This is a genomic window from Aeromonas oralensis, assembly GCF_049665575.1.
In the GTDB taxonomy this organism is placed as follows: domain Bacteria; phylum Pseudomonadota; class Gammaproteobacteria; order Enterobacterales; family Aeromonadaceae; genus Aeromonas; species Aeromonas hydrophila.
Map to the genome: position 1 here is coordinate 1,733,734 of NZ_CP187186.1, position 25,217 is coordinate 1,758,950.

The window sequence follows — 25,217 nt, forward strand, 5'->3', positions numbered from 1 at the left end:
TGTTGCGGTGATAGGTGGTAGTATGGCGGATAAGAAAGAGAGCGTTTTGCAGTTCAGCGAGAGGCTAAAATCAATTGTCCCTGCGGGCTCTGGCCGCGACTTTGCTAAGAGGGCTGGGATTGGCTACAGCACTGTCCATAACTACCTACAAGGCGTCTCAAGCCCGACCCTAGAGAATCTTGTTTCGCTTGCTAGAGCTGGGAATGTCTCCGTGGAGTGGCTGGCGACAGGTGAAGAATTTAGAGGGGCGGCTCTGGCTATAGCTCAGGAAGCAGAAAATGGCAGAGTGCTGAATATTCCTTTTATAGATAAAGGAGGGTTCCTTCTTCTGGACTCTGAAGCCTTCCCGACTCTCCAGGAGAAAGCTGGCCGTCTTGCTGCTCTGCAAGTAGATAGCGATGTGATGGAACCTACGTTTGGCGTAGGGAGCATTCTAGTCTTAGATCAGGGCCAGAAAGACCTCAGGGATAGCAAAGTCGTTGTGCTCCGTAAGGGAGGAAGCTACTTGTACAAGAGGGTTCAGATAGTTTCTGAAGGGTATCTATTGAGTAGTGATAACAAGCTGTACAGTGAAATGATTGTTACTGATGAGTCGCTAAGCACCTTCGAGATATTAGGAGAAATTATACTTGTTTTTAATATGTTATAGAGATGAAATAGTCAAATAGAGTCATGAACATGTTCCTTAGGATTAATTAAATGAAGGTTTCAAGTGAAAGAAGTTTATATCCGAGCACTCTAATTCATTTTACTAGAGAATATAGTACATTAATCGAAATTTTAAAATGTTCCTATTTTAGAGCCTCTCATTCCAATGAAGAAATTTATGGTTCTGTTAAGGTGAAATCACGGAAATTTGCAATTCCAATGGTTTCATTTTGCGATATCCGTATATCTCATCTTATGGAACACACATCTAAATATGGAGGTTTTGGCATTGGATTAAAAAAATCATGGGGGGTAAAGAATGGATTAAATCCTGTTTTTTATATTAATAGTGACTGCTCAATGATAGATTATTTCAACGAAACCTTGCGTACGTTCAAAGAAAAATATCTGTCAGACCTTGACGACGAGAACTATTATGCTCAGAAAAAAATATATAGAGCCTTGATCAATCCTTTTCGTTATATGAAAAATTACGAAGGAACTTTAAATAGAAAAAATCAAGAACCAATCTTAGACTATCGATTTGCAAATGAAAATGAATGGCGATATGTTCCTGATATCCGCTCTAACATAGCTCCAATTCGATTTAGAAGAAATAAAAAGAAAGGTGATGAGAAAATAAGAGATTGTAAAGAGGCTATTCTTCATTTTTCTTACGAGGATATAAAGTATATTTTTGTTGAAGATGAATCATATTTAAATGAAATTGTTAAGGATATAAACACAGCCTATTCTGGAGAAATAAAAAATAAGTTGCTTTCAAAGATATTTGTAACATCAAATATCTTCAATGACTTGTGATGCATAGGCACTTTATATTCTGGCATGTTAGTTGGTGATATGAATAACGATATGAAAAATTCTAATCTTAAAGCACTCAAAGATAATCAGTTTTTTAAAGATGAATTGCATAAAATATCATATGTATATCATTTTTATCGCAACAATGATTACAATTTTGATAGTATTGAGAGCGATTACATTTGGTTTTCAGAGTTAAGTGATTTCAATGATCCATTTGAAGTTATTGTGAGGGATGGTGATTTTGATTTTAATAATTTAACTAAAGAGCAATTCACGGATTTTTTAATGTGTAACCCATTAATTTCACTTGCAGATCCAGACTCTGATATGGAAATTATTCCAAGCGAAATGCCTAAAGACGTTGTTAGTGATCTGGTTAATATTTTTTTTAAAGACCTAACAGGGCCAATTAATAAAATTGTTATGGATGTGATTGATGAGAAGCAAAAAAATAGATTTCAGTGTTTTTCTCATGATATAAAAAACGACCCATTACAAAGTAGGCTAATGTGGTCTCATTATTCTGATGGTTTGAGAGGATTTGTAGTTGAGTTCAAGTTCGATGAACTACTTGACTCCCTAAGTAAAAAAAATGAGAACTATTTTGGGGGGTATACTTTAATGAATTATACAGATCTGGGTTTCAATGATTATATTAAGGATATTGTTGGTAAGAATGAACCTTTGTTTATAGATAAAATGTTGTTTACAAAGCATATAGATTGGAAGTATGAAGATGAAATTAGAGTTTTGTGTTCTAGAGATAAAGGGTTTTATGATCCATCTTGTATTTCTCGAATAATAATTGGTAAAAAAATGCCTCAAGAAAGACAAGATGAATTGACCAGCATACTAAAGGGTAAGAACTTATTATCAAAAACTTACATTGCAAATTTTGATAGAAATAGTTTCGGTATTATACTCTCAAAATATTAATTAAGCTGTAAAGTACTAATTATTAATTTAATTTTAAAAGTTATTTAAGTTAATACTATCCCAATGCATTACATTTGTAATGCATTGGGACAGTCTATATAATATATTCAGAGGTTCCTCGTTATGCACCTATGATTTGGGTTTAATTGATTCTTTCTGCTTCTCGGTCGCTACCCCAACAATATATCCTGTTATGACGGATACATTAGGTCAAAGAGCGTATTCTAGCATAATGCAACGATAGAGTACCATTTACGGTGGTTAACTATGGGGATATGTTGTTTCCTAGATTAGCTTCAATTTCATTAGTTGCTTCCTCAAGCATTTTTACCCAGAGGTTAAATGCGATTTGATCTTCCTCTTTAAATTTTACTCCAGTAATAGATATTTTACCTGTACGAATATCAATACTACCCGAATCAAAATGAAATGTTAAATTATCTGAAATATGAGACTTACTTATCACATCATTTTTCTTTATGTCATATATGAACAGATGGCTAATGGAATCTGTGTAGTACTTAATCCAACACTGAACCAAGTTGTCATCACGAACAATAGCTATCTGTTTTATAACTTTTCTTAAGGCAACATTGGTATCTTGTCTGAGATATGTATTAGCCTGATCATGGACTAACTCCAAGTCAGGATTGAAGTCAATATAGGTATCAGTACTAGCCATAAGACCATTTAACTCTGAGACTAATCCATTTAGAGTCTCCTTGTTCTTTTTTATTATACGAATAATCCGAAGCTCAAGGTCGTTATCATCTAAATCAACAAGTTCTTTATTGAAGTTGCTAATTCTTCGCTCAATATCAACTATCTTTAAACGACATTCATTAATATAGTTGGTCTTATCATTCTCACCCGTATAGATAGCACTCCAGTTCAGTTCTTTGATGTGCTTTAAGATAGAGGTTTCAAACTGAGTGTAGTTTACTCCTATATTTGTGCAGGTTTTTTCAGAACGGCGGCCTAGGCAGGTATAGAATAGGTTTCCACGCCCATTAGAACAAACAATAAATGGGTTTCCACATATTCCACAAGTACTAATACCATTAAATAAGTTTCGCATTAACTTGGTTGTCTTGGGTTTCTGTGTTCCATGTTTTGATGAGTTTATTTTAGTTTGGACCCGATTGAATAACTCCTGGTTAACAACAATAGGGAACGCATCATCAACACTAATGAGATTATTTTTTATTTCTTCTCTTTGCTTACTCTGTTCTTCTTCGCTTTTATTTGTATCAACAATCCTTTGTTTACCAATAACCATCTTCCCAGTAAGACGCTCATCTTTTAGTACTTTATGAAGCGTGAGGGTGTTCCAAAGTTTGCCATTGTTTAGTTTACCCTCATCATTCAGTCGGCGAACAATCGCGGAGCTTCCATGACCATCTAGATATTGCTGATGAATGGAAAGCAATATCGCTGCTTGCTCAGTATCGAGTATGTACTTACCGTCTTGTACTGATAGCCATCGTGGGCAGATCTTAACGCTCGCCTTACCCTCATCCCTCAACTTAGTGATTCTGTTAGCCCAAGTTTTCTGGCCCATATTGGACTTACGCTTGGACTCGTTATGAGCCCGTGAAATGCTAATGTTCAGGATTGAGTTCGATTCGGGTATCCGGTCAGAGAAACATGTGCCTGACTCAACTTCGATGATATCTATCCCATGGGTGATCAAGGTGGTGAGTTTATGTGCTGCTTGGTAGTTAGAAAGGCGGGTCAGACGGTCGATGTTCTCAACGATCAGGGCACCTTGCCGGATTCGACCGCTGACCACAGCATCGTAAAACCTGCCAAGGTTGCTATCTGGCTTCCAGTTGTTACCTCTGAAAGCTGATCTACCTATGTCAGATTCAAGAATCTCATAATCGTTCGGGTTGAGCTGGTAGCCCAAGCGGCTATCGAGTACTGCATTCTCTAAAAAGTCTGTTACAGTCTGAATCTGTCGGTCGATGCCAAACCCTTGCACTTGTTGAAGGCTACTGATGCGGGTGTAAAGGTATGATTTCACTAGCGATAGTCCTACTGATTATATGTCTTAAATCATATCACAGTTACAACTGACCAGTATTGTGCCGCTTTGCCATGCAGGCGCCGGAGCAAATGCCGGTGCGGCATCCGATCTGTGTCCGTTGTCGTCTCGCATGAGTGAGGCTGTGGCCGTCTTTGCACCAATGTGTGAATCACAAGGAGTTCATGATGATCGATTTTTACACCGCCGCTACGCCAAATGGCTTCAAGGTGGCGATTGCCCTGGAAGAGCTGGGCCTGTCCTATCGGGTGATCCCGCTCGATCTGTCGGCGCTGGATCAGAAGAAGCCCGAGTTTCTGGCCATCAACCCCAACGGCCGTATCCCGGCAATCGTCGATCGGGATAATGGTGACTTCGCCGTGTTCGAGTCCGGCGCCATCCTCCTCTATCTGGCGGAGAAGGCGGGCAAGCTGCTGCCGGCAGATCCCAAGCGCCGCTCCCAGGCCATCCAGTGGCTGATGTTCCAGATGGGCGGGGTCGGTCCCATGATGGGGCAGGCCAACGTCTTCTATCGCTACTTTCCGGAGAAGATCCCGGCCGCCATCGAGCGCTACCAGAAGGAGGGGCGCCGTCTGTTCGAGGTGCTCGACAGCCACCTAGCTCATCACGAATATCTGGCCGACGAGTACAGCATCGCCGACATCGCCACCTGGCCCTGGGTGCGCATTTATGACTGGAGCGGCATCTCCATCGAGGGGTTGCCCCATCTGCAAGCCTGGATGGACCGGATGGCCGAGAAGCCCGCCTGCCAGAAGGGGATCACCATACCGCCGCGCAACGAGAAGCCGGAGGACCTGGTCAAACAGGCCCAGCAGATGGTAACACGTTGATTTTTATTGCTGACGGGGCTAAAAACCCCGTCACATTAGAAAAACTAGGGAAAGCTGATTATAAAGATTCGTTCGTTTTTCGTGATCTGAATCACTAAGATCACCGCAAGCCTAGGGGGTGTCCTGCTCCCGGCCGGTGCGGGTTCTCCGCCTTGTATTTTCACCTTTGATTGACTCTGTGTTTTTGGATCCCCTCTGCAGGTTTCTGCCAGGGGTGCGGCAGCTTTTTGATGATTTTCGGGACTGAGATATGTATCGGCACAGTTTTTATCCGCTGTTTTTTCTGACCATTCTGATGGTCGCTGTGGGCCAGATGACCCAGACCCTGTATGTGCCCTCCATTCCCATGATGGCGGGGGACTTCAACGTGGCCTCCGGCCAGTTGCAGGCGGTGATGGCCTGTTACCTGATCCCGTACGGGCTCTCCCAGTTTGTTTACGGCCCGCTCTCGGATCGCATAGGTCGTCGCCCCATCCTGCTGATCGGCATGATGGTGTTTCTGGTGGGCACCCTGACCATTCAGTTGATCCCAAGCTTCATGGCGCTGCTGGTGGGCAGCTTCATTCAGGGGCTGGGCACCGGGGCAGGCGGCGCCATGAGCCGGACCGTGATGCGCGATCGCTACAGCGGCGCCGAGCTCAACCGGGCCAACAGTCTGGTGAGCATGGGGGTGATCTTCTCCCCGCTGTTGGCGCCGGTACTGGGCGGCTGGTTGACCGAGCTGTTCAACTGGCGTGCCGGGTACTGGTTCCTGTTCGGCTTCGGTGCGGTGACGACCCTGGCGCTGCTGGCCTGGTTTGCTGAAACGCTGCCGGCGACAGCGCGCCAACAGCCGCTGCGAGTCGGCGCCGCCTATCGTCACGTGCTCGGCAATCCGCGTTTTCAGGGCAACCTGCTTTGCCTGATGGCGACCTTTGCCGGTCTGGCGGTGTTTGAGGCGGCGGCCGGCGTGCTGCTCGGCGATGTGCTCAAATTGAGTGCTCGCACCGTCAGCGTGTTGTTCGTGCTGCCGCTGCCCGGTTATCTGTTCGGTGCCTGGCTCTCTGCCAAGCTCAGTTTTCGCCTGAGTCAGGGCAAACTGATGCGCCTTGGCATCGTCTTCCTGGCGCTGGGGTCGTTGATCATCCTGTTGCCGGGTCTGTTCGGGGTAGTGAGTGCGGCCTCCCTGGTTGGCGGCGCCGCCGTCTACTTCATCGGCAGCGGCATTCTCTATCCGACAGCCACTTCTTGCGCCATCGAACCCTTCCCGGGTCAGGCGGGCACCGCCGGTGCCATCCTCGGTGGCATGCAGAACCTGGGGGCCGGTATCGTGACGCTGCTGGCAGCCTGCTTCCCGATGAAAGGGCAGGTGACCCTGGGGGCCATCATGACGCTGATGGTGCTGATCGTGGCGCTGAGTTTCCTCTGGCTGCGCCACCACGGCTCACCCCATCAACAGATGGCTGTCTGAGCCGAGCGCATAAAAAAGACCCGCCCAAGCCGGCGGGTTTTTTATGTGCCGCTTCTGGTGTGGTTGGTGGCGCGGGCAGTGCTGAAGGGTTGCAGCGGCAGGGGAGAGGGATGGTGCAGGAGATAAAGAAAAAGCCCGTCACGCTGGTGACGGGCTTTTTGCTATTGGTACCCCGGAGATGCCGTTGCCGGTTTGGGCCCTTGAACCGTCGGTTCAAGGCGGGGATCGGATCTGACCGCAGGCTTCTCGGTCGTGCCGAGCATGCGCAATAGCCAGAAGGCAGATCCCCTGTTTGGTATGAATATCGGCTCGGGGACTTGAACCGGCTGACAAACACCCCAGGGAATTTTAAAACGGTGGACGATTAGGGCTGCAGGCCTTCGTCGCTGGATTCGCCATATTGTCCGTGCTCGATCAAGGCCGCTTCGATGGTGCGTTGCAGCATCTTGATCCGCTTGTCCATGGTCTCAGAGTATTGGTGATTTTTCTCTTTTTCAAGGCAGAGCTCATGGCAAAAATTGAGCGCTGCCATCACCGCCAGCTGTTCGTTGCTGGAGACCTTGGAGCGTTGACGCAGCTCGATGAGTTTATCAGTCAGCTGGTCGGCGGCCTGGCGCAGGGCATCCTGCTGTCCCAGGGGACAGGATACCTTGTAGGGACGTCCCAAAATGACGATTTCTACGGCCTCTGTGCTCATGCCTTCCTCAATACGGCGGAGCTGATTTCCGCCTTTATCCACGTGGACAACTGGGCGGGACTATATAGCGCAGATGCAGAAGTTTCAAGGCCTTGCTGGCTCTGGAAGGGGGAGAATGCTAGGATCCTGACCATTAATTCTGCATATTTGCCTGAACTTTGAGCGGATCTTCGATGAGCAAAACGAACCCCCTGAAATACGCGGCCGTGGCCGACCTGATGGAGCAGCATGAGCTGATGGCGACGGCTGTAGAGGCCCATGGCGTGATCTGCGGTCTGGTGTGCGGTGGTGTGGCACTGGACGACAAGAGCTGGCTGCCCCATTTCAATGATCTGGTCAACGACGGTTTCGGTCTGCCGGCCCCGGTGCGCCAGGTGATGACCGATCTCTATCACCAGGTGATCGAGAGCCTGATGGCCCAGAAAGGGGTCGAGCTGCTGTTGCCAAGCGACGAAGCGCCGCTTGACGAGCGCATCGACTCGCTGGTGGATTGGTCCCAGGCTTTCCTGGCCGGTTTTGGCGTGGTGCAGCAGGAGCTCTCCAAGGCTTCCGAAGAGCTGCAGGAGATGATCCAAGACATCGCCAGCATCACCCAGGTCTCCGCCGAGTTCGATCAGGAAGATGAAGAGAACGAAGCCTCCTTCCTGGTGCTCTACGAGCACGTGCGCCTCGGGGTGATGATGAGCTTCGAGGAGTTCGGCAAGCGGCCGGATGCCCCGAGCACGCCGCCGACCCTGCACTGAGTCGGTCGAACCCTAAAAAGAGCGCCTGGTGGCGCTCTTTTTACATCTGGATGTTGCCCGCGCCAGACCGCCGTGATGAGGCAAGTGACGACAGGGACTGCGCTTTTTTGCCCGTGGCTTCGCATCCCGACCCCACGCTTTGTGTTAGCATGACCCCACGTTTTCAGTCTTTCCCCTCATCTCATGTCTCAATCTGATCTGAACCACGTCGATGTGGCCATCGTCGGTGGTGGAATGAGCGGCGCCGTGCTGGCGCTCTCCCTCGCGACCCTGCCAGGGCCCAAGCCCCTGCAGATCCTGCTGCTGGAGGCGAGCGCTCCCGAGCTCAATGCGCATCCCGGTTTCGATGCCCGCGCCATCGCGCTCTCTGCCGGCACCTGCAAGGCGCTGGCCCGACACGGGCTCTGGTCCCGTTTTGCTCCCCATTGCAGCCCCATCAGCCAGATTCATGTGTCGGATCGGGGCCACTTCGGCCAGGCCGGCTTGACGGCGGCGGAGTATGGCCTGCCAGCCCTCGGCCAGGTGATCGAGTTGTCGGCGGCGGGCATTGCGCTGCAGCAGGCGATTGCCGCCAGCCCGCAGATCCGCATGCTGTGTCCGGCCCAGCTCGAGCGCGTGGAGCCATTGGCGGAGGGGGTGAACCTGACCCTGGCCAGCGGCGAGCGTTATCAGACCCGCCTGCTGGTGGCGGCCGATGGCGGCAACTCCTTCGTGCGCCAGCAGTGCAAGCTGGCGGTAAGTCGTCACGACTACGGTCAGAGCGCCATCATCGCCACCGTCAAGACGGCCGAAGACCCGGCCGGACGGGCTTTCGAGCGTTTCACCCAAGGGGGGCCGCTGGCCCTGCTGCCGATGCAGGGCGGGCTCTCCTCCCTGGTCTGGAGCGTGGCGCGGGATGAGGCGCCGGCCTTGATGGCGCTCGATGACGCCGCGTTTCTGGCCCGCCTGCAGCAGGCTTTCGGCTGGCGCCTCGGCCGCTTCCTGCAAACCGGTCAGCGCCACGTCTATCCGCTGGTGCTGACGGTGGCCGACTACCCGCTGGCCCAGCGCACCGTGCTGGTGGGCAACGCCGCCCATCTGCTGCATCCCATCGCCGGTCAGGGATTCAACCTCGGCATGCGCGATCTGGACCTGCTCACCCGGGCGGTGGGCCGGGCGCTGACGGCGGGGGAGGATATCGGCAGCTTTGAGGTGCTCAGCGGCTACTGGCAGCTGCGCAAGGGGGATCAGGCCCAGACGGTCTGGCTCACCTCCTCGCTGGCCCAGCTCTTCTCCAATGATCATGACCCGCTGGTAGCGGGCCGCAACCTGGCACTCTCCCTGATGGGGCGGCTGAGCTGCCTCAAGGCGCCGCTGGCCTCCCGCACCCTGGGCTTTGTCGCCGATGTGTGCCGCCCCTGAGGCGGATGACGTCATGGGTATTGAACGGGTGCGCCTGCGGGCGTGCCCTCGCTGATCCCGGCGATCAGCCCTGAAAGGATATAGAACGATGCAGATGCAAAACGTGGATGTGGTGATTGTGGGGGGCGGCATGGTGGGCCTGGGGCTTGCCGCCGCGCTCAAGGGAAGTGCGCTCAAGGTCGCCGTGGTCGAGGGCCAGCTGCCGGAGCCCGTGCTTGATGAGGCGCCGGACAACCGGGTCAGCGCCTTGAGTCTGGCCAGTCAGCGTATCCTGCAGCAGGTAGGTGCCTGGGCCGGGGTCGAGGTCCGTCGCCTGCAGCCCTATGGGCAGATGGAGGTGTGGGAGCAGGACAGCTTTGGCCGGATCGCCTTTGATGCCGCCAGCCTGCGCCAGCCCGAGCTCGGCCACATCGTCGAGAACCGGGTCATCCAGCTGGCGCTGCTGGAGGCGATCCTCGATGGCGACAATATCCAGCTGCTGAGCCCGGCCCGGGCGAGCAGCCTGCAAAGTGGCGAGGCGGGCTCCCTGCTGCTGCTGGAAGATGGCCGCGCGCTGTCGGCCAAGTTGGTGGTGGCGGCCGATGGCGCCCACTCCTGGGTGCGCCGGCAGGCCGACATCCCGCTCACCAGCTGGGATTACGGCCACCACGCGCTGGTGGCGACGGTGCGTTGTGCCGAGCCCCATGAGGCGGTGGCGCGTCAGATCTTCACCCCCGAGGGGCCGCTCGCCTTCCTGCCCCTGTGGCAACCGGATCTCTGCTCCATCGTCTGGTCGGTGCCCGCCAAACGGGCCGAGGCGCTCTGTCAGTGCGATGAAGAGCAGTTCAACCGCCAGCTCACCACCGCGTTCGACGGCCGGCTGGGTCTGTGCAAGGTGGCAGGGGCGCGCAGCGCCATCCCGCTCACCGCCCGCTATGCCCGCGACTTTGCCCGCGAGCGGCTGGTGCTGGTGGGGGATGCCGCTCACACCATCCACCCGCTGGCGGGGCAGGGGGTCAACCTGGGGCTGCTGGATGCCGCCGCCCTGGCCGAGCAGATCTTGCGCAATCAGGCGGCGGGCAAGGACATCGGCCGGCTCGCCAACCTGCGCGGTTACGAGCGCTGGCGCAAAAGCGAGGCGGCCAGCATGCTGGCGGCGATGGAGGGGCTCAAGCGGCTGTTCGCCGGCAGCAACCCGCTCAAGAAGCTGGTGCGTGGGGCCGGGCTGTGCGCCTTCGATCTGTTGACGCCGCTCAAGCAAAGCGTGATCCGGGCTGCCATGGGGTTAGAGGGTGAGTTGCCGGCCTTGGCCAAGGGGAACAATTTGCCAACCTGGCCGAAGTAAGAGGGTGATCCGGGCCGCCATGGGGCTGGAAGGTGAGCTGCCCGCCCTGGCCAAGGGTGAAAAAATCTAATAATACCCGGCTGTTTTCACAACAAAACTAATGTGATGAGGCTGATGACCCGGTTTGGGCATCAGCCTTTAATCTGGGCGGCCAGCGAAACGTTTTTCTCCAAATTGTGACGAAACGGTAAAAATCGAAATTTAATATCGCCATTACCGGGTTTGGTCTGTTTTTATCACTGTTTTTACCTTAGTGTCTGGGGTCTGTTTACTGGCGGTGGATTAGTTTTTTTTGAGCGGCATGTGCGTCCGCTTGGCTTATAATCCGCTGCGTTCAAGGAATCACTCTTGCCCTGCGGGGCCGGAACGAGCACAGACTCAGGCACGTTGCTTGCTGCCACCCAGGTAGACAACCGGATGGTGGCTGCCGGGCGAGCGATGCGTGAGTGTTGTCGCGAACGCTTAAGGAAACACAGCGATGATCCAGACTACAGTACTGCATCCCAAGCACCTGGAAGCCGGCGCCAAGATGGTGGACTTCCACGGTTGGGAAATGCCCATCAACTACGGCTCACAGCTGGAAGAGCACCATCAGGTGCGCACCGATGCCGGCATGTTCGACGTTTCCCACATGACCATCGTCGATTTGACCGGCGAGCGGGTCAAAGCCTTCCTGCAACACCTGCTGGCCAACGACGTGGCCAAGCTCACCGTCTTCGGCAAGGCCCTCTACAGCGGCATGCTGACCCCGGAAGGCGGTGTCATCGATGACCTCATCACCTATTACCTTGGCGAGACCTTCTACCGCCTGGTGGTCAACTCCGCCACCCGCGAGAAGGATCTGGCCTGGATCCGCCACCACGCCCAGGACTTCGGGGTGACCGTGACCGAGCGCCCCGAGCTCGCCATGATCGCGGTGCAGGGCCCCAATGCCAAGGCCAAGGCGGCCAAGGTGTTCAGCGCCGAGCAAAATGCCGCAGTGGAAGGCATGAAGCCCTTCTTCGGCGTGCAGGCCGGCGAGCTCTTCATCGCTACCACCGGCTACACCGGTGAAGACGGCTACGAGATCGTGGTGCCGCAAGAGCAGGCGTGCGATCTGTGGCAGGCGCTGCTGGACAACGGCGTGGCCCCTTGCGGCCTGGGTGCCCGTGACACCCTGCGCCTCGAGGCCGGCATGAACCTCTACGGCCAGGACATGGACGAAACCGTCTCGCCCCTTGCCGCCAACATGGCCTGGACCATCGCCTGGGAACCGAGCGATCGCCAATTCATCGGCCGCGCCGCGCTGGAAGCCCAGAAAGCCGCTGGCAGCCAGCCCAAGCTGGTGGGTCTGGTGATGGAAGAGAAGGGCGTGCTGCGCAGCGGCATGCCGGTCACCTTCACCACCGCCGCTGGAGAAGAGCGGGAAGGTGTGATCACCTCCGGCTCTTTCTCGCCCACCCTGGGGTACAGTATTGCGTTGGCGCGGGTGCCCCGTGATATCGGCGAGCAAGCCTCGGTGGAGATCCGCAAGAAGCTGGTCACCGTCAAAGTGACCAAGCCGGCTTTCGTGCGCAACGGCCAGAAGCTGGTGTAACGACCCATTGCGGCGAAGGGGCTGCCCTTCGCCAGACCCCCTTGCCCCGGCAACGTCTGTCGAACGCGCCGGGACAAGTGATCCAAGTGAATAAAGGAAGCACAAATGAGCCATATCCCGAGCGAACTGAAATATGCCACCTCCCACGAGTGGATCCGTGTCGAAGCCAACGGCGAGGCCGTGGTCGGTATCACCGAGCACGCCCAGGAGCTGCTGGGTGACATGGTGTTCGTCGATCTGCCGGAAGTGGGCAAGCAGGTCGGTGCCGGTGATGACTGCGCCGTGGCCGAGTCGGTCAAGGCCGCCTCTGACATCTACAGCCCGGTGAGCGGCGAGATCCTGGCCGTCAACGAAGAGCTGGAAGGCAGCCCCGAGCTGGTCAACTCCGACCCCTACGGTGCCGGCTGGCTGTTCCGCATCAAGCTGGACGACGCGGGCGAGCTCGCCAATCTGCTGGATGCCGAAGGCTACCAGAACGTGGTGGACGAAGAGTAATGCCCCCGGGCCCTGCCAATGCGCAGGGCCTGTTTGTATAGGTGCCCGTCGGCCTGGAGGCCGGCCGGCGAGGGTGAAGTCGTCCGCACCGGTTTGCCCGCGGCCAACCGGTCAGCCGCAAGACGACCCCCTGTCGCTATGAGCGACATCCGGTGCTGGCAGGGGCTACCCTGCCAGCCGAACATGAGTGAAGCCGGCCTAGGCCGGCTGTCAGGCACTTAGTTATCAGGACTTTTTATCAGGAATAGGGAAATGACCCAGTCACTGTTTGAACTCGAGCAAAAAACCGATTTCATCCGCCGCCACATCGGGCCGGGTGAGGAAGATCTGCGGGCCCTGCTGGCCGTGGTGGGCGCCGAGAGCCTGGATGATCTGATTGAGCAGACCGTCCCCGCCGCCATTCGCCGGCCGGGTCCGCTCGGCATCGGCGCCTCCATGACCGAGGTGGAAGCGCTGGCCAAGCTCAAGGGCTATGCCGCCCAGAACAAGGTTGCCAAGAGCTACATCGGCATGGGCTATCACGATACCCATGTGCCCCACGTCATCTTGCGCAACGTACTGGAAAATCCGGGCTGGTATACCGCCTACACCCCGTACCAGCCCGAGCTGGCGCAGGGCCGTCTCGAAGCCCTGCTCAACTTCCAGCAGCTGACGCTGGATTTGACCGGCATGGATCTGGCCAGTGCCTCCCTGCTGGATGAAGCGACCGCCGCCGCCGAGGCGATGGCGCTGGCCAAGCGGATGGCCAAGTCCAAAGCCAACCTCTTCTTCGTGGCCGACGACGTGCACCCCCAGGTGATCGACGTGGTCAAGGAGCGGGCGGTCCACTTCGGCTTTGACGTGGCAGTCGGCCCGGCCGAGCAGGCCTGCGCCGAAGAGGTGTTCGGTGCCCTGTTCCAGTACCCCACCACCACGGGTGAAGTGAAAGATCTGCGGGCCCTGATTGCGGCAGTGCAGGCCCAAAAAGGGCTGGCCTGCGTCAGCGCCGATCTGCTCTCCCTGCTGCTGCTCAAATCCCCAGGCGAGCTGGGTGCCGACGTGGTGCTGGGCTCGGCCCAGCGCTTTGGCGTGCCCATGGGCTACGGTGGCCCCCACGCCGCCTTCTTCGCCACTCGCGATGCCTACAAGCGCTCCATGCCGGGCCGCATCATCGGTGTCTCCAAGGATGCCCGTGGCAAGGCCGCCCTGCGCATGGCGATGCAGACCCGCGAGCAGCACATCCGCCGCGAGAAGGCCAATTCCAACATCTGTACCGCTCAGGTGCTGCTGGCCAACATGGCGAGCTTCTACGCCGTCTACCACGGCCCGGTGGGACTGAAAACCATCGCCTCCCGCGTCCACCGTCTCACCACCATTCTGGCGCTCGGCCTCAAGGCCAAGGGCGTGGCCATCAAGCACGCCAGCTGGTTCGATACCCTGACCGTGCAGACTGCCGACAAGGCCGCGCTCATTGCCAAGGCCGAGGGGCTCGGAATCAACCTGCGTGCGGATCTCGATGGCGCGGTAGGGGTGTCGCTCTCTGAAACCACCACCCGTGGCGATGTGGCCGAGCTGTTTGAACTGTTCCTGGGCGCAGGCCACGGCCTGGAGATCGAGGCCCTCGACCAGGCGGCGCAGGCCCATCACGCCATCCCGCAGGATCTGCTGCGCACCGATGCCGTGCTGACCCACGAGGTGTTCAACAAGTACCACTCCGAGACCGAGATGCTGCGCTACATCCACCGTCTCGAAGCCAAAGATCTGGCCCTCAACTACGCCATGATCTCCCTGGGCTCCTGCACCATGAAACTCAACGCTACCGCCGAGATGATCCCGGTGACCTGGCCCGAGTTTGGCAAGCTGCACCCGTTCGCTCCGCTGGCTCAGGCCAAGGGTTATCAGCTGCTGCTGGCCGACCTCGAAAACTGGCTGGTGAAGGTGACCGGTTACGATGCGGTCTGCATGCAGCCCAACTCCGGTGCCCAGGGCGAATACGCCGGCCTGCTCGCCATCAAGAAGTACCACGAATCTCGTGGCGAGGGGCATCGCGACATCTGCCTCATTCCGGCATCCGCTCACGGTACCAACCCGGCCTCCGCCCAGATGGCGGGCCTGCGGGTCATCGTCACCGCCTGTGACAAGTCGGGCAACGTGGATCTGGACGATCTGCGCGCCAAGGCCGCCGAGGCGGGGGAGAAGCTTAGCTGTCTGATGGTGACCTATCCCTCCACCCACGGGGTGTACGAGGAGACCATCAAGGAGGTGTGCGACATCGTTCACCAGCACGGTGGTCAGGTCTATCTGGACGGCGCCAACATGAACGCCCAGGTGGGCCTCACTGCACCGGGCTTTATCGGGGCGGACGTGTCCCACCTCAACCTGCACAAGACCTTCGCCATTCCTCACGGCGGTGGCGGCCCGGGCATGGGCCCCATCGGCGTGAAGAAACACCTGGCACCGTTCGTGGCCGGTCACGCCGTGGTCAAGACCGACAAGGAGAGCCGCAACAACGGCGCCGTGTCGGCGGCACCGTTCGGCTCGGCCAGCATCCTGCCCATCAGCTGGATGTACATCGCCATGCTGGGGGACGAGGGGCTGAAGAAATCCACTCAGGTGGCCATCCTCAACGCCAACTACCTGGCCAAGAAGCTGGGTGAATCCTTCCCCGTGCTCTACTCCGGTCGCAACGGTCGGGTGGCTCACGAGTGCATCCTGGATATCCGCCCGCTCAAAGAAGCCTCCGGCATCAGCGAGATGGACGTGGCCAAGCGGCTGATGGACTACGGTTTCCACGCGCCGACCATGAGCTTCCCGGTTGCGGGTACCCTGATGGTCGAGCCGACCGAGTCGGAATCCAAGCGCGAGCTGGACCGCTTCGTCGAGGCGATGACCGCCATTCGCGCCGAGATCGCCAAGGTGCAGGACGGGCAGTGGAGCCTCACCGACAACCCGCTGGTCCATGCCCCGCACACCCAGGATGACGTGATGGACGCTGAGTGGTCTCGTGGCTACAGCCGCGCCGAGGCGGTGTTCCCGTCGGACGCCGTTCGCGCCGCCAAGTTGTGGCCGTCGGTCAACCGCATCGACGACGTCTACGGCGATCGCAACCTGTTCTGCTCCTGCATCCCGACCGAGGATTACGCCAAGTAAGGGCAGCGTCGCTTCGACCCGAACAGAGAGACCAAGGGCCTTGCATGCGCAAGGCCCTTTTTATTAGCGGGGAGGATGGCGCTGAAATGGCGGGGGAGTTTTGGTTATTTCAATGATTCTTGTATAGTTGAATTCATGCAGAGATAGACGGAGGTTTGCATGAACAAAGCGATCGCTACCAAGGTGTTTGAGTCCCTCGCGTCCGGCATTCGTCTCGATGTGTGGCGCCTGCTGGCCAAGGCAGGTCTGGAAGGCATGGTGGCCGGCCAGCTTGCCAGCGAGCTCGACATCGCCCCGAATACCCTCTCGTTTCACCTTAAGGCCATGTTGCACGCGGGCCTGCTTTCGGTGGAGCAGGAGGGGCGTTTCTTGCGCTATCGAGCCAACATCCCCCTGATGCTGGATCTTATCGGTTACCTCACCGAGGAGTGCTGCGCCGGTCATCCAGAGGCCTGCGGGGTGGCAGGTGGCGAGTCCCTCTGTGCGCCTGCCTGTTGTGATAAAGAGTAAGGGCGCTGTCTGCCCGCCATTCGTTACTCTTCTGGGAGTTTCTCCATGAGTACCAATGCCTGCTGCGATCTGCCCGTCAGCAAAAAAATGCGCTTTCTAGACCGCAACCTCACCCTCTGGATCTTCGTCGCCATGGGCATCGGGGTTGGGATTGGTTATCTGTTCCCTCAAGTTGCCCAGTGGAACGAGGCGATGTCGGTCGGGACTACCAATATACCTTTGGCCATTGGCCTCATCCTGATGATGTATCCGCCGCTGGCCAAGGTGAATTACGCCACCATGGGAACCATGACCCGGGATCGCCGCGCCATCACCCTCTCGCTGGTGATGAACTGGCTGGTGGGCCCCATCTTGATGTTCGTCATCGCGCTGGTGTTTTTGCACGATCAGCCGGGCTATATGGTGGGGCTCATCTTGATAGGTCTGACGCGCTGCATCGCCATGGTGCTGGTGTGGAACGATCTCGGCGGCGGCAGCAAGGAGTACGGCGCCGGCCTGGTGGCGCTCAACAGTGCGTTCCAGATCCTCACCTACAGCTTTATGGCCTGGTTGTTTATTACCGTGCTGCCGCCGCTGTTTGGTTTGCAGGGCTTTGCAGTGGATATCACCATGCTGGATATCGCGCAAAGCGTGCTGATCTATCTGGGCATTCCCTTCTTGGCAGGCTTCTTGAGCCGTCACTATCTGGTCAAGGCGAAAGGGGAGAAGTGGTACACCGAGCGTTTTATTCCGGCAATTTCCCCCATCACGCTGATCGCTTTGCTGCTCACTATCGTGCTGATGTTCAGTCTCAAGGGAGAGATGATCGTCGAACTGCCCATGGATGTGCTGCGGGTCGCGGTGCCCCTGGTGGTCTACTTCGTGCTGATGTTCTTCACCAGCTTCTTGGTGGGCAAGAAACTGGGTATCCCCTATGACAAGAACGCTTCCATTGCCTTTGCCGCCACTGGCAACAACTTCGAGCTGGCTATCGCCGTCGCCATCGCGGTGTTCGGGCTGAGCTCGGATCAGGCCTTTGCCGGGGTGATCGGCCCGCTGGTGGAGGTCCCCGTACTGATCGCCCTGGTCAATGTCGCCCTGCGCATGAAACGCTCTTACACCACCCCAGAGAACCCATCATGATTGACGCCCAAATCACCATCTACCACAACCCGGCCTGCGGCACTTCCCGCAATACGCTGGCCCTTATCCGCAACTCAGGCGTTGAGCCGACCGTCATCCACTATCTGGAGACTCCGCCCAGTCGCGATACCCTGCTGGCCTTGATTGCCGCCATGGGGATGCCGGTTCGCGACCTGCTGCGCCAGAACGTGCCCCCTTATGAGACGTTGGGACTGGCCGAGAACAAGTTCAGCGATGATGAACTGGTCGATGCCATGCTGGCGCACCCCATCCTGATCAACCGGCCCATCGTGGTGACCCCGCTTGGCACCAAGCTGTGCCGCCCATCAGAAGTGGTACTGGGTATTCTGCCGAGCCCCCAGCAAGGGGCCTTCAGCAAGGAAGATGGGGAGCAGGTGGTGGATGCACAAGGCAGGCGCATCGGCTGACCCCGGCGCTCAGGTGCGTGGCGACTGTCTCGGCCCTGATTTCGTACAGATTCAGCACAAGGAGTGGCCATGGACAGTACCCAGCGATTCTCGACCCGGGTCGAGGCTTATGTGAAATATCGGCCAAGTTATCCTGCCGCCATGCTCGATTTTCTGGCCAGCGAGTTGGCCATGGGGCCGGCTGCCCGGGTGGCCGATATCGGGGCCGGCACCGGCATCCTGACCGCGCTGCTGGCCCCCCGGGTGGCGCGGGTCTGGGCGGTCGAGCCAAATGCGGAGATGCGCGGGGCGGCCCGGCACCAGCTGCAGACAGTGACCAATATCGAGTGGCAGGATGGCAGTGCCGAAGCCACCGGTCTGGCAGACGGGTCGGTGGATCTGGTGACGGTGGCGCAGGCGTTTCACTGGTTTGATCGCGCCGCCTTCAAGCAGGAGTGCCGGCGGCTGCTCAGACCCGGTGGCCGGGTTGCCCTCATCTGGAACGACCGGCTGACCGACACTCCATTTCTCAAGGCTTATGAGGCGGGCCTGCGCACCTATTCGGGAGATTACGAGGAGGTCAATCACCGCAATCTGGGCGAAGGGGACTTTCAGGCCTTCTTCGAGGGGGAGTACCGGCTCGATCGTTTCGCAAACCGCCAGTTGTTCGATCTTGACGGGGTGCTGGGGCGGCTCAACTCCTCTTCCTATGCCCCGGTGGCCGGCTCGCAAGCCCATGCCGCGCTGACGGCGCTGATCGCGCGGGAATTTGCCCGCCATGCGGTCGATGGCGTGATTGCCTTCAACTACGACACCCTGCTCTACAGCGGCCGGGTGTAGCCGTCGGGGTAGAAACAAGGAGCCCAGATAAACAGCGGGCCCTTGCCACCGGTGGCGAGGGCCCGCAAGGGCATGGCTGATCCTGTTCGCAGCCGTGGGCTGTGGTGCCTGCGCTAACTCTTGTTCAACCCCAGCATGGCCATCGCCTTGGCCAGGGTATCGACGGACTCCTGATGCTTGCCAGCCTTGTGCAGGACTTCCCCCTCGGCGCGCAGCTTCTTCACCTCGGCCAGTTTGTCGGCGCTGAGGGCGGGTTTGGCGGCGAGGGCATCATCGATCTTCTTCATGTCGGCGGGGCAGTGAAAGGCGAGGGTGCTGCCGGTAAAGAGCAGGCTGGCCAAAAGCAGGGCTGGTTTGATCTTGATTACCTCGTTGGTGGACATCAGCAAGGATAGAACTCACCGCCGCCCTTGTGTTGGCCGGTATCACAACTCGGTTCGCCCTGCGAGAGGGGGCTGACGCCAGCCCCTCAGACGCGGCCAGGGGCGATGCGGGGAAAGGAGAGGGTAAAGCAGCTGCCTTTGCCCGGCGCCGAGCGAGCCGTCAGGCCGCCACCCAGCACCGAGGTGGCGATGCGGCGACAGATGGAGAGCCCCAGTCCGGAGCCCCCTTTGCCCAAGGTAGTGGTAAAGAAGGGATCGAAGATGTGGGCTAGTACGTTGGGCGCCATGCCGCGACCGTTGTCCAGCACCTCCAGGTGGACGGATTGTTGGTCCTGATGGGCCCGGATCTCGATACGTCCATCTTGGCGATCCCCGATGCCATGGAGGAGGGCGTTGTGGATCAGGTTAAGCAGCACCTGACCAAGGGGGCCCGGGTAGCTGTCGCAGAGCAGCTCCTCGTCGATGAGATTGTGCAGCACGACCTGATCAAACCCGGGGCCGGATTTGAGGCTGGCCAGATTGTCGTCGATGAGACGCCTGAGATCGAAGCTGCGCCTGCTCTCCGAGGTCTGCTCGATGGCCACCTGCTTGAAGCTGCTGATCAGCTTGGCCGACTGGGTGATGGCCTGCAGGGCCAGCTCGCTCATCTCTTGGCTGGCATGAACAAACTCTTCCAGCGTGGTACGACGGATAGTCTGAGCCCCCAACTGGGCGGCCAGCTGCCGGGTTTGCTCCTGCAGGGCCGTGGTGGCGATCAGGGCGTTGCCGATGGGGGTGTTCAGTTCATGGGAGATGCCTGCCACCATGGCCCCCAGTGCCGCCAGGGTTTCGGTGTGGATGAGCTCCTCCTGGGTTTTTTTCAGGCTGTCGAGGGTGTGGGTCAACTGCGACTTGTGCTGCTCGAGCTCTTCTTGCGTCTCCTGCAGACGAATATTGTCGTAGAGGGTGTGCATGCCCTGCTGCACCGAATCACGAAACTGCAAGAGTAGTTGCCGGTAGAGGCCGCCGTAGTCGTTTTCCTCCCGGCTCAGTACGCAGATGGTGCCGAAGAGTCTGCCATCTGGCCAGCAGAGCGGCAGACCGCAATAGGAGATCATGCCGACTTTGATGTCCGGATTGTGCTGCCATTCGGGATCCTTGAGGGCATTTGGCACCAGGAGCTCCTGGCGGGTATCCATGACCCGTTCGCAATAGAGGCCGGAGTCGAGGTGTTCGCGGGCACCGGCCGGATAGCAGTTGTCCGGCGTCTGGCTGGTGATGAACACTTCTATCTCGCGAGGGTGTACCCGCATGATGAGTCCGGCCGGCACGTGAAACAGCTCAGCCATCAGGTTGACGGTCTTCTGCCAGGAGAGACGCAGGGAGTCCGGGATCTCGAACTCGGGGGCGATCGGGTATTTGGATAGGCTCGCAGACATGAAGGCGTTCCTGTTTGCTGGGGCTGGGGTGAGTGGACTCTATTCCTATTCTAGTTGTCCGGTGTGGGCCCTGCGTGTCATGAGTTGACTGATCCCGAGAGGTTGAAGAGGGCAGGAAGCAGACGGTACCATGGTTGTTTTGCTCACGATTGAGCCAATCAGGGAGACCCCATGACACTCGCAAGGTTCCTCTCACCCCTGACCAGTTTGGTGATCTTCATTCTGGGCCACGGCATGTTCAACACCCTGCTGACGGTGCGTCTCTCTGCCGAACAGGTATCGGCCCAGGCCATCGGCCTGGTATCGGCCGCCTACTTCGGCGGGCTGGTGCTGGGGGCCTTCGTCAACGCCCGCCTCATCATCCGTGTGGGTCACATTCGGGCTTATGCGGCCTATGCCTCCCTGCTCTGCTTTCTGTTTCTGCTGCATGGCATGGTGGTGGAACCACTGAGCTGGGCGGCGCTGCGGCTGGTGGGGGGCTTTGCCACCGGGGGCCTGTTCGTGGTGCTGGAGTCCTGGATGCTGGTCTCCAGCACGCCGGCCAACCGGGGCCGGCTGATGTCCCTCTACATGATCCTGCTCTACGGCTCCCTGGCCATGGGGCAACTGCTGCTCAAGTGGGTGGATCCCATGGTGTTGACCCCGTTCGCCCTGTGCGCCATGGCGGCGACCCTGTCGGTGATCCCGCTGGCCATTTCCCGGGTAGCGACCCCGGCCATGGTGGCGCCCCAGCCGGTCGGCGTGCTGGAGCTGGTGCGCCTCACCCCGGCGGGGATGGGCAGCAGCTTTACCTCCGGCCTCATCCTCGGGGCCATCTACGGCCTGCTGCCGCTCTATTTTACCGACAGCGGTTCGTCGCTCTCCAAGGTGGCGGACATGATGGCGCTGGTGATCCTGGGGGGGATGTGCCTGCAGTACCCCATCGGCCGTCTCTCCGATCGTTACGACAGGCGGCTGGTGATCCTGCTGCTCGGCGCCGTGCTGGCGCTGCTGGCCCTGTTGATGGTGCTGTTGCCCGCCGGCTGGCGCGAGCCGCTGATGGGGGGGCTGGTGTTCCTGCTGGGCGGCATGGCGTTCTCCATCTACCCCTTGAGCCTCAGCCACGCCTGCGACGAGCTGCGCCCGGATCAGGTGCTGGGGGCCAATCAGGGGTTGCTGCTCGCCTACAGCCTGGGGGCCATGACCGGGCCGTTGCTGGCGCCTTTTGTCATGGCGCAGTTTGGGCCAGAGGGGCTGTTCGTCTATTTCGCCCTCTGTGGCCTGCTGCTGGCGGGGTATCTTGGCTGGCGCAAGCGGCAGCGGGCACCCATTCCGCTGGCCGATCATCAGGTCTTCATCCCGGTGCCGCCCAATACCCCCATGACGGCGGAGCTGGAGCCGAGAACGGATCTGGCTGGGGAGGCGGTGCCCGCCAGCTATGCCACTCCCGGATCGGAGGAAGGCCAGCAGGCGAAGGTCGGCTGAGTCGTGGGTGCGTAGCAACAAAAAAAGCCGACTCTGTGAGTCGGCTTTTTGTTCATCTGGTCGCTATCAGGCGGTGACGGCGTCAGCTTTGGTCGCTTCCGGCGCCGGATTGCGAATGAGGTAATCAAACGCTCCCAGTGCGGCGGTCGCCCCTGCGCCCATGGAGATGATGATCTGCTTGAACGGCACCGTGGTGGCGTCCCCTGCGGCGTAGACGCCGGGCAGGGAGGTGGCGCCCTTGGTGTCGATCTCGATCTCGCCAAAGCGGGTCAGGGCCACTTCGCTCTCCTTGAGGAACTCGGTGTTCGGTACCAGACCGATCTGGACGAAGATGCCGGCTACGGCCAGATGCTTGATCTCGCCGGTGGTGCGATCCTCGTAATCCATGCCCACCACCTTGCTGCCATCACCGATCACTTCGGTGGTGCGGGCGCTCATGATGATGTCGATGTTGCCCATGGAGCGGGCCTTCTTCTGCAGCACCTCGTCGGCACGCAGGGTATCGGCAAACTCCACCACGGTGACGTGCTCGACGATGCCAGCCAGATCGATGGCCGCCTCGATACCGGAGTTACCGCCACCTATCACCGCAACCCGCTTGCCCTTGAAGAAGGGGCCATCACAGTGCGGGCAGTAGGCCACGCCCTTGGTGCGGTACTCGAGCTCGCCCGGCACGTTCAGGTCGCGCCAGCGGGCACCGGTCGCCAGGATCACGGCGCGGCTCTTCAAGGTGGCGCCAGAGGCGAGATCCACGTTGACGTAGCCATCCTTGCTGATGGCGGCAGCGCGCTGCTCGGTGATCACTTCCACGCCGTACTGCTTGACGTGCTGCTCCAGGCTCGCGGCCAGCTTGGGGCCTTCGGTGTAGGGCACGGAGATGAAGTTCTCGATGCCGACGGTGTCCATCACCTGGCCACCGAAACGCTCGGCAACGATGGCGGTGCGAATGCCTTTACGAGCTGCATAGATGGCGGCGGCGGCGCCAGCCGGGCCACCACCGACGACCAGCACGTCGTAGGGATCTTTCTCATTCAGCTCGGCGGCTTTGCGCTCGGCGGCACCGGTGTCGAGTTTGGCGACGATCTCTTCCAGCGAAATGCGGCCCTGGCTGAACGGTTGACCGTTCAGGTAGACGTTCGGTACTGCCATGATTTGACGTTCAGCGACCTCTTCCTGGAACAGGGCTCCGTCGATCATGGTGTGGGTGATGCCGGGGTTCAGGGTCGCCATCAGGTTGAGGGCCTGCACCACGTCCGGGCAGTTGTGGCAGGAGAGCGAAATGTAAGTCTCGAAGTGGAACTCACCCTTGAGATTGCGGATCTGCTCCTGCACGGCCGCATCGGCCTTGGAGGGGTGACCGCCGCTTTGCAGCAGGGCGAGCACCAGCGAGGTAAATTCATGACCCATGGGGATACCGGCAAAATGAACGCGCGGGGCCTGGCCCTTCGGCGCGACGCTCATGGAAGGCTTGCGGGCATTGGTGCCAGAGGTCTGGGTAATCTTGGGGGACATCTCTGCGATCTCGCCGGCCAAGGCCAGCAGTTCTGCGGATTTGTCGCTGTCGTTGCCGGACACGCTGATCTCGATGGGATTGACGATGTACTGCAGATAGGTGTTCAGCTGTTGTTTGAGGTTGGTATCCAACATCTTCGAATTCCTTCTTGTGATTGCGGGTCGGCGCGAAATGTAAGCCGGTAAGCAGACCGGCGCCTTTTCTGAGGTCCGTAAATAAAACCGGCCCTTGAATGGGCCGGTCTTCAGAGCGGGGAGGCTTAGATTTTGCCTACCAGATCCAGGGACGGGGCCAGGGTGGCGTCGCCTTCTTTCCACTTGGCCGGGCACACTTCACCCGGGTGAGCGGCAACGTACTGGGCAGCTTTGACCTTGCGCAGCAGTTCCAGTGCGTCACGACCGATACCGCCGGCGTTGATTTCAACGATCTGGATGATGCCTTGCGGGTCGATGACGAAGGTACCGCGGTCAGCCAGACCGGCTTCTTCGATCATCACGCCGAAGTTGCGGGTGATGGTGCCGGTCGGGTCGCCGATCATCGGGTACTGGATCTTCTGGATGGTGTCAGAAGTGTCGTGCCAGGCCTTGTGAGTGAAGTGGGTGTCGGTGGAGACGGAGTAGATCTCGACGCCCAGCTTCTGGAATTCGGCGTAGTTGTCAGCCAGGTCACCCAGCTCGGTCGGGCAGACGAAGGTGAAGTCAGCCGGGTAGAAGAACACCACGGACCACTTGCCTTTCAGGTCAGCGTCAGACACCTGAACGAATTTGCCATTGTGGTAGGCGGTGGCGTTGAACGGCTTGATTTCAGTGTTGATGTAGGTAGACATGTATTTGCTCCTTGGTGATGTACATATGCCTGTCTGGGTTTGAAGAGTCGTGCCGGACGAGGCGTTTAACTTTCGATGGATTCATCATAGGGACTTTTCCTAATCGATCAAAGCCGCATTTTTGAATCACTTAAATCTACTTATTAGATAAACCATGGCTGCTGTACCTAACATGAATATCACCGGCATGCCGGGATAACTCCTTGTCGAGGTTCAACATCTGTGCGCGGCTTCGGCTTTTCAAGGGGGCGGGTGGCAGTCTGCCAACCGCAGAGAAGTGGGGGTTGCCGCCTTGCGATGTGCAGGCACCGGTACGCACGGGGGCGAGGGGAGGGAAAATACGCGGATAAAAAAATCCCGGCGTCGTCGCAAGGACAAGGCCGGGTCATCAAACAAGGAATGGCTATATAAACAAAAGCTTTACAGCAAAGACTAACTACGGGGTGTGCAAACTTGCAGACATATGAGAGGAAGAGGACGGGTGCACAATCCCTCGTCTTCCGCTCGGCAACTATTGCATGACGGTCATGATAGTGTGATGCAGATCACAAAGCAAGGTTGTGGTGTAATTTTTCAATCAAAATGAAAGGGTTTCAGCTTTTTTGCCGATCAAGTACGCTGAAAACGCTTTTA

At 57.4% G+C, this 25,217-nt stretch carries 22 protein-coding genes and 1 other RNA gene; 16 read left to right on the top strand and 7 right to left on the bottom strand.

Translation table 11 applies throughout. The features are described 5' to 3' along the window. Positions 1 to 22 precede the first annotated feature (22 nt). From ACPDZI_RS08290 to ACPDZI_RS08300, 3 genes are read left to right on the top strand one after another with little or no spacing between them, the layout of a single operon-like run. Positions 23 to 649, top strand: coding sequence for an XRE family transcriptional regulator (locus tag ACPDZI_RS08290; RefSeq protein ID WP_438834335.1), 627 nt, complete (start codon positions 23 to 25; stop codon positions 647 to 649). Positions 650 to 699: 50 nt separating this feature from the next. Beyond that, positions 700 to 1,470 carry an abortive infection system antitoxin AbiGi family protein gene (locus ACPDZI_RS08295; protein WP_438834336.1) on the top strand — a complete coding sequence of 257 codons (771 nt, stop codon included), beginning with the start codon at positions 700 to 702 and terminating at the stop codon, positions 1,468 to 1,470. A gap of 51 nt (positions 1,471 to 1,521) precedes the next feature. Then, the gene (locus tag ACPDZI_RS08300) at positions 1,522 to 2,409 is read left to right on the top strand and encodes a DUF2971 domain-containing protein (protein ID WP_438834337.1); all 888 of its coding nucleotides are present in this window, start codon (positions 1,522 to 1,524) and stop codon (positions 2,407 to 2,409) included. Positions 2,410 to 2,674: 265 nt separating this feature from the next. On the opposite strand, the gene ACPDZI_RS08305 is transcribed toward ACPDZI_RS08300, so the two are convergent. Then, on the bottom strand, positions 2,675 to 4,435 hold the full coding sequence (locus ACPDZI_RS08305) for a recombinase family protein (RefSeq protein WP_438834338.1): 1,761 nt from the start codon (positions 4,433 to 4,435) through the stop codon (positions 2,675 to 2,677). A gap of 188 nt (positions 4,436 to 4,623) precedes the next feature. On the opposite strand from ACPDZI_RS08305, the gene ACPDZI_RS08310 reads away from it, so the two are divergent. Beyond that, positions 4,624 to 5,286 carry a glutathione S-transferase family protein gene (locus tag ACPDZI_RS08310; RefSeq protein ID WP_268015440.1) on the top strand — a complete coding sequence of 221 codons (663 nt, stop codon included), beginning with the start codon at positions 4,624 to 4,626 and terminating at the stop codon, positions 5,284 to 5,286. Between the two features lie 250 nt (positions 5,287 to 5,536). Continuing rightward, positions 5,537 to 6,736 (top strand): multidrug efflux MFS transporter EmrD, encoded by a 1,200-nt coding sequence (emrD, locus tag ACPDZI_RS08315; RefSeq protein ID WP_146061862.1) that lies wholly within the window; start codon positions 5,537 to 5,539, stop codon positions 6,734 to 6,736. A gap of 165 nt (positions 6,737 to 6,901) precedes the next feature. On the opposite strand, the gene ssrS is transcribed toward emrD, so the two are convergent. Then, positions 6,902 to 7,084, bottom strand: a non-coding RNA gene (ssrS, locus tag ACPDZI_RS08320) — 6S RNA. Between the two features lie 16 nt (positions 7,085 to 7,100). After that, on the bottom strand, positions 7,101 to 7,433 hold the full coding sequence (gene zapA, locus ACPDZI_RS08325) for a cell division protein ZapA (protein WP_016350376.1): 333 nt from the start codon (positions 7,431 to 7,433) through the stop codon (positions 7,101 to 7,103). Positions 7,434 to 7,606: 173 nt separating this feature from the next. On the opposite strand from zapA, the gene ACPDZI_RS08330 reads away from it, so the two are divergent. The 10 genes from ACPDZI_RS08330 (at position 7,607) to ACPDZI_RS08375 (ending at position 18,980) form a co-directional block, all read left to right on the top strand. After that, positions 7,607 to 8,176 carry a UPF0149 family protein gene (locus tag ACPDZI_RS08330; RefSeq protein ID WP_011705605.1) on the top strand — a complete coding sequence of 190 codons (570 nt, stop codon included), beginning with the start codon at positions 7,607 to 7,609 and terminating at the stop codon, positions 8,174 to 8,176. Between the two features lie 183 nt (positions 8,177 to 8,359). Next, complete coding sequence (gene ubiH, locus ACPDZI_RS08335) at positions 8,360 to 9,577, top strand: 2-octaprenyl-6-methoxyphenyl hydroxylase (protein WP_438834339.1); 1,218 nt, start codon at positions 8,360 to 8,362, stop codon at positions 9,575 to 9,577. Between the two features lie 88 nt (positions 9,578 to 9,665). Beyond that, positions 9,666 to 10,901 (top strand): FAD-dependent 2-octaprenylphenol hydroxylase, encoded by a 1,236-nt coding sequence (locus ACPDZI_RS08340; RefSeq protein WP_438834340.1) that lies wholly within the window; start codon positions 9,666 to 9,668, stop codon positions 10,899 to 10,901. A gap of 478 nt (positions 10,902 to 11,379) precedes the next feature. Then, positions 11,380 to 12,477, top strand: a complete 1,098-nt coding sequence (gene gcvT / locus ACPDZI_RS08345) for a glycine cleavage system aminomethyltransferase GcvT (protein ID WP_016350379.1) — start codon at positions 11,380 to 11,382, stop codon at positions 12,475 to 12,477. Between the two features lie 105 nt (positions 12,478 to 12,582). Further along, positions 12,583 to 12,972: a glycine cleavage system protein GcvH gene (gene gcvH, locus ACPDZI_RS08350; RefSeq protein WP_010634317.1), complete on the top strand. Its 390-nt coding sequence runs from the start codon at positions 12,583 to 12,585 to the stop codon at positions 12,970 to 12,972. A 252-nt stretch (positions 12,973 to 13,224) separates the two neighbouring features. Next, positions 13,225 to 16,101 (top strand): aminomethyl-transferring glycine dehydrogenase, encoded by a 2,877-nt coding sequence (gene gcvP, locus ACPDZI_RS08355; protein ID WP_438834341.1) that lies wholly within the window; start codon positions 13,225 to 13,227, stop codon positions 16,099 to 16,101. 159 nt (positions 16,102 to 16,260) lie between these two features. Further along, a complete protein-coding gene (locus ACPDZI_RS08360) occupies positions 16,261 to 16,611 on the top strand; it encodes an ArsR/SmtB family transcription factor (RefSeq protein ID WP_323932524.1) in 351 nt (116 codons plus the stop codon). 45 nt (positions 16,612 to 16,656) lie between these two features. Then, complete coding sequence (arsB, locus tag ACPDZI_RS08365; protein ID WP_438834342.1) at positions 16,657 to 17,733, top strand: ACR3 family arsenite efflux transporter; 1,077 nt, start codon at positions 16,657 to 16,659, stop codon at positions 17,731 to 17,733. Then, a complete protein-coding gene (gene arsC, locus ACPDZI_RS08370) occupies positions 17,730 to 18,161 on the top strand; it encodes a glutaredoxin-dependent arsenate reductase (RefSeq protein WP_438834343.1) in 432 nt (143 codons plus the stop codon). The genes arsB and arsC overlap by 4 nt, the downstream gene beginning before the upstream one ends. 69 nt (positions 18,162 to 18,230) lie before the next feature. Beyond that, a complete protein-coding gene (locus ACPDZI_RS08375; RefSeq protein WP_268029208.1) occupies positions 18,231 to 18,980 on the top strand; it encodes a class I SAM-dependent methyltransferase in 750 nt (249 codons plus the stop codon). 113 nt (positions 18,981 to 19,093) lie between these two features. Here the strand turns inward: ACPDZI_RS08375 and ACPDZI_RS08380 are convergent, their stop codons facing one another. After that, a complete protein-coding gene (locus tag ACPDZI_RS08380; protein ID WP_438834559.1) occupies positions 19,094 to 19,363 on the bottom strand; it encodes a hypothetical protein in 270 nt (89 codons plus the stop codon). Positions 19,364 to 19,449: 86 nt separating this feature from the next. Beyond that, positions 19,450 to 20,781: a GAF domain-containing sensor histidine kinase gene (locus tag ACPDZI_RS08385; protein WP_187267465.1), complete on the bottom strand. Its 1,332-nt coding sequence runs from the start codon at positions 20,779 to 20,781 to the stop codon at positions 19,450 to 19,452. A 171-nt stretch (positions 20,782 to 20,952) separates the two neighbouring features. On the opposite strand from ACPDZI_RS08385, the gene ACPDZI_RS08390 reads away from it, so the two are divergent. Next, positions 20,953 to 22,245, top strand: a complete 1,293-nt coding sequence (locus tag ACPDZI_RS08390) for an MFS transporter (protein WP_268029206.1) — start codon at positions 20,953 to 20,955, stop codon at positions 22,243 to 22,245. A gap of 66 nt (positions 22,246 to 22,311) precedes the next feature. Here the strand turns inward: ACPDZI_RS08390 and ahpF are convergent, their stop codons facing one another. Both ahpF and ahpC read right to left on the bottom strand, forming a co-directional pair. After that, complete coding sequence (gene ahpF / locus ACPDZI_RS08395; RefSeq protein ID WP_323932532.1) at positions 22,312 to 23,892, bottom strand: alkyl hydroperoxide reductase subunit F; 1,581 nt, start codon at positions 23,890 to 23,892, stop codon at positions 22,312 to 22,314. 125 nt (positions 23,893 to 24,017) lie between these two features. After that, the gene (gene ahpC, locus ACPDZI_RS08400) at positions 24,018 to 24,584 is read right to left on the bottom strand and encodes an alkyl hydroperoxide reductase subunit C (protein WP_011705621.1); all 567 of its coding nucleotides are present in this window, start codon (positions 24,582 to 24,584) and stop codon (positions 24,018 to 24,020) included. Positions 24,585 to 25,217: the final 633 nt, after the last annotated feature.

Coding starts and splice junctions, on each gene's coding strand:
- ACPDZI_RS08290 (WP_438834335.1), top strand. CDS start 23: ATGGCGGATAAGAAAGAGAGCGTTTTGCAGTTCAGCGAGAGGCTAAAA.
- ACPDZI_RS08295 (WP_438834336.1), top strand. CDS start 700: ATGAAGGTTTCAAGTGAAAGAAGTTTATATCCGAGCACTCTAATTCAT.
- ACPDZI_RS08300 (WP_438834337.1), top strand. CDS start 1,522: ATGAAAAATTCTAATCTTAAAGCACTCAAAGATAATCAGTTTTTTAAA.
- ACPDZI_RS08310 (WP_268015440.1), top strand. CDS start 4,624: ATGATCGATTTTTACACCGCCGCTACGCCAAATGGCTTCAAGGTGGCG.
- emrD (WP_146061862.1), top strand. CDS start 5,537: ATGTATCGGCACAGTTTTTATCCGCTGTTTTTTCTGACCATTCTGATG.
- zapA (WP_016350376.1), bottom strand. CDS start 7,433: ATGAGCACAGAGGCCGTAGAAATCGTCATTTTGGGACGTCCCTACAAG.
- ACPDZI_RS08330 (WP_011705605.1), top strand. CDS start 7,607: ATGAGCAAAACGAACCCCCTGAAATACGCGGCCGTGGCCGACCTGATG.
- ubiH (WP_438834339.1), top strand. CDS start 8,360: ATGTCTCAATCTGATCTGAACCACGTCGATGTGGCCATCGTCGGTGGT.
- ACPDZI_RS08340 (WP_438834340.1), top strand. CDS start 9,666: ATGCAGATGCAAAACGTGGATGTGGTGATTGTGGGGGGCGGCATGGTG.
- gcvT (WP_016350379.1), top strand. CDS start 11,380: ATGATCCAGACTACAGTACTGCATCCCAAGCACCTGGAAGCCGGCGCC.
- gcvH (WP_010634317.1), top strand. CDS start 12,583: ATGAGCCATATCCCGAGCGAACTGAAATATGCCACCTCCCACGAGTGG.
- gcvP (WP_438834341.1), top strand. CDS start 13,225: ATGACCCAGTCACTGTTTGAACTCGAGCAAAAAACCGATTTCATCCGC.
- ACPDZI_RS08360 (WP_323932524.1), top strand. CDS start 16,261: ATGAACAAAGCGATCGCTACCAAGGTGTTTGAGTCCCTCGCGTCCGGC.
- arsB (WP_438834342.1), top strand. CDS start 16,657: ATGAGTACCAATGCCTGCTGCGATCTGCCCGTCAGCAAAAAAATGCGC.
- arsC (WP_438834343.1), top strand. CDS start 17,730: ATGATTGACGCCCAAATCACCATCTACCACAACCCGGCCTGCGGCACT.
- ACPDZI_RS08375 (WP_268029208.1), top strand. CDS start 18,231: ATGGACAGTACCCAGCGATTCTCGACCCGGGTCGAGGCTTATGTGAAA.
- ACPDZI_RS08380 (WP_438834559.1), bottom strand. CDS start 19,363: ATGTCCACCAACGAGGTAATCAAGATCAAACCAGCCCTGCTTTTGGCC.
- ACPDZI_RS08385 (WP_187267465.1), bottom strand. CDS start 20,781: ATGTCTGCGAGCCTATCCAAATACCCGATCGCCCCCGAGTTCGAGATC.
- ACPDZI_RS08390 (WP_268029206.1), top strand. CDS start 20,953: ATGACACTCGCAAGGTTCCTCTCACCCCTGACCAGTTTGGTGATCTTC.
- ahpF (WP_323932532.1), bottom strand. CDS start 23,892: ATGTTGGATACCAACCTCAAACAACAGCTGAACACCTATCTGCAGTAC.
- ahpC (WP_011705621.1), bottom strand. CDS start 24,584: ATGTCTACCTACATCAACACTGAAATCAAGCCGTTCAACGCCACCGCC.